The sequence below is a fragment of the Flexibacter flexilis DSM 6793 genome (genome assembly GCF_900112255.1).
GTDB classification, from domain to species: domain Bacteria; phylum Bacteroidota; class Bacteroidia; order Cytophagales; family Flexibacteraceae; genus Flexibacter; species Flexibacter flexilis.
In genome coordinates this window covers 1-3833 of the sequence record NZ_FOLE01000028.1, presented here as the reverse complement: position 1 = coordinate 3833, position 3833 = coordinate 1, and the positions used below count along the sequence as shown (strand labels likewise).

Below are 3833 nucleotides of genomic sequence, written 5' to 3'. Positions count from 1 at the left end.
TTTGCGATTACTCCTGTTGGAGTGAAAGAAGTAAAAGCTAAATCTGTGGCGATTTATCCTAACCCTAACAAAGGTTCATTCAAAATAGATTTGGCTAATGTAGAAGGTAAAGAAGCGATCGTTCGTTTGTATAGCACTACAGGCCAAAAAGTGTATGAAGGATCTTACCATGGTTTAAATGGAGGACAAGTTGTAGAGGTAGAAACAGAAGGTTTACCTACTGGAATGTATTTGTTAAACTTAGAAGTAGAAGGCCAACGTTTCGTAGGAAAAGTGTCTATTCAACAATAAGTTTTAACTTATATAATTGACTCAAAAGCCCGACCGCTTCAAAACGGTCGGGCTTTTTTTGTTTATACTATATGTCTAATAGCACTCATTATTACTTACTTACAAGAAAAGAATATTTGATAAAAACAAAATAAAATTCTGTTGAAATTGTAAAAATTAAAATTATATATCAAAAAGATAATTAAACTTGGAAAGACAATTTGCATAGAGTAACTTAATAGCCTAAAATATTTTGTTTTACCTTTAACTTAACTAACAAATGAAAAAATTACTTACTTTCTTTTGGGTGTTATTATCTGTACAACTTAGCATTGCTCAACAGGTAGTCATTCCAGCAGACAACAGCAACGACTTCAATAACAGAAGACCCCTAAGTGGATGGTATGGATATGAATGCTCCCACATGCTTTACACAAGTTCTGAAATTGGCTTTAGCGGTAATATCACAGCTATTAGCTTTTACCTAAATTCAACAGATTCTCCAGCAGATTCTCCCGTCGAAGTTTACTTCAAACAATCCTCCAACACTAGTATTTCGGCCTCAACAATTTCAGACGCACAGTCTGGTGCTACATTAGTTTGGAGTGGGACGATTACTTCCGATAACTTTATTGCAGATGATTGGGTTACCATTACACTAACAAGCCCATTTGCCTACAATAACGGCAGTAATTTAGAAATTTTAGTAAAAAATAGTGCAGGTGGTATGGGCGTAGAACCTAGTGGTACAGCCAAACAATTTAGGCATTCCACTACAAGCGACACTCAGTATCAATATTGGTATGATGATTATGCTGAATCTATTTATTCGGGATATACCTCATCATCTCGCCCTAATATTCGTATAAATTTTGCGACTTCTGCTCCTAATAGTGTAGGAGTAAGTAGTGTACTGTCTCCTAAAGGTTCTTGTAACCTCAGTGCAAGCACTCCAGTTTCCATTGTTATTCGTAACAACGGAACGGCTGCACAAAATAACGTAACCATCCCAGTTTTTTATAGTATAAATGGTGGTGCTGCGGTAGCTGGTTCATTTACAGGTACATTAGCTTCTGGTGCTACTGCGAACTATACTTTCCCTACGAATGCTAACTTGGGTACTCCAGGAACGTATGTATTTAAGTTTTGGACTGCAATGTCTGGCGATGCATCTACGGCAGATGATACATTAAAAAATTATTCTGTAACAAAGATACCCTCTGCCAATATTAGTAATGTAGATTTTGGTGGATATACTGGTGATAATTTAAACACCGTATTTACAGGTTGGAATGAAGGCAGTGGTCAGGCAAAGCCTACGGGAAATTCCTCTAACTGGGGCAGCAATCCTACTGCATGGACTAACACGTTTTATCCTGATGATACTGTCGCAGCTGTCAATCTTTATACTACTGGCAAAAAAGAATGGATTTACAGTCCAATGTTTACTCCTGTAAGTGCTGGAGCGATCTCTTTTAAAGTAGCATTAAGAGAGTATAGTAATACTAGTGCTGTTTCCGCTATGGGTTCTGATGATTCACTAAACATAAGAGTTACTTCGGACTGTGGAGCTACTTGGCATACAATTTACAGCATTACCGCAGCTAATGCACCTACGGTTCTTGAAAAAACAGAATTTTCTTTCCCCCTTTCTGCCTATGCAGGACAAGAAATTAGAATAGGATTCTTTGCCACAGAAGGTACAAATGATGACTCTGAGGATTATTGGTTAATACTTGATGATATAAATGTCTTGACGCTAGCTCCTAACAATGTTGGTGTTACTAAAATCATATCTCCTGTAGGAAGTTGTGGTCTTTCTGCTAGTACTCCTGTAATTGTTCGAATCAAAAACTTTGGTACAGCAGCTCAGTCAAACATTCCTGTACAATATACGATCAATGGAGGTACTCCTGTAACTGCTACTTATACCACAAGTTTAGATCCTGGAGCGGAGGTTAATTTTACTTTCCCCACTTCTGCTAACTTATCTACTCCTGGTACTTATTTAATAGAAGCCAAGACGCTACTTGTAGGTGATGTTGATGCAAACAATGATGCGGCATCAGGTTCTTCTATCAAAATTCAACCTTATGTGTTAAACTCGGTTGATTTTGGAGGATACACTGGAGATAATCTCGGAAGTATATTTCCAGGTTGGGCTGAAGGTCAGGGTCAAAACAAACCAACAAATATAACCTCTGGCTGGACCAGCAACCCTGCTGCATGGACTAACACTTTTTATCCTGATGATACTGTCGCGGCTGTCAATCTTTATACTACTGGCAAAAAAGAGTGGATTTACAGCCCTTTATTTGTTCCTACAGAAGCTAATGCCATAAGTTTTAAATTGGCACTCAGAAGTTATAGCAACACTAGTGTTATCTCTGCAATGGGTTCTGACGACTCCTTAAACGTTAAAGTAACTACAGACTGCGGTGCGACTTGGCAAACTGTGTATAGCATTACGGCAGCCAATGCACCTACTGCTCTTGAAAAAACAGAGTTTTCTATGCCTGTTTATCCCTATTTTGGACAAGAAATTAAAGTAGGATTCTTTGCCACAGAAGGTTCTTTGGACGACATCGAAGACTACTGGATAATACTGGATGATATACAATTGATAACCTTATTTCCTAACAACACAGGCATTACGCAAATAGTATCCCCTGTTGGTAATTGCGGTCTTTCAGGTAACACGCCTATTACTGTCAAAATCCGTAATTTTGGAACATCTCCACAATCTAATATTCCTGTTCAATATGCTATCAATGGTGGAACTCCTGTTACTACAACTTATACAGACGTTTTAGCACCTGGCGCAACTGCCAACTTCACGTTTCCTGTAACTGTCAACCTTTCCACTCCTGGCAACTATAGCATTGAAGCAAAAACAGTGTTAGCGGGAGATATGGAAACAACCAATGATGCAGTTTCTTCTGTAGTTACAAAAATTGGTGCTGGAGCATTTGTTAGTGTAAACTTTAATGGCTTTACTGGTGCTAATTTAAATACAAAGTTTCCTGGATGGAGCGAAGCAACTGGCCAAGCTAAACCTACGGGTACAACCTCTTCTTGGACTAGCAATCCTACTGCATGGACGGATACTTTTTATCCTAATGATACTGTCGCATCTTTCTACGTTAGTTCATTTAGTGCTTTAGGTAATGGATGGCTTGTAAGTCCTTTGTATAATGTTAATACATCCGATGGCTTGTCTTTCAAACTAGCATTACGCCAGTCGAGTAATACAAGCGCAGTGGCTACAATGGACATCGACGACTCTGTAAGTGTAAGAATAACCAATGACTGTGGTGCTACATGGCAAACCATTTATAGCGTAACAGCAGCTAATGCACCTACTGTTTTAGAAAAAACAGAGTTTGTGGTACCTCTTACCGCCTTTGTTGGACAAGAAATACAAATTGGTTTATTCGCCACAGAAGGAACTAGTTACAGCAATAGCTCTTATTACATATTAGTAGATGATATTCAAATAGAAGCTCTTGTTCCTAACAATGTAGGTATAACATCTATTCTTGCACCAAGTGGAGCTTGTGGTA

The 3833-nt window shown here is 38.4% G+C and carries 2 protein-coding genes; both read left to right on the top strand.

All coding sequences use genetic code 11. The annotated features are described in order from the left end of the window. A partial coding sequence (locus BM090_RS17965) for a T9SS type A sorting domain-containing protein (RefSeq protein WP_143084048.1) occupies window positions 1-291 on the top strand: 291 nt, incomplete at its 5' end. 259 nt (window positions 292-550) lie between these two features. Next, on the top strand, window positions 551-3833 hold a 3283-nt coding region (locus BM090_RS17960; protein ID WP_143084049.1), incomplete at its 3' end, for a CARDB domain-containing protein.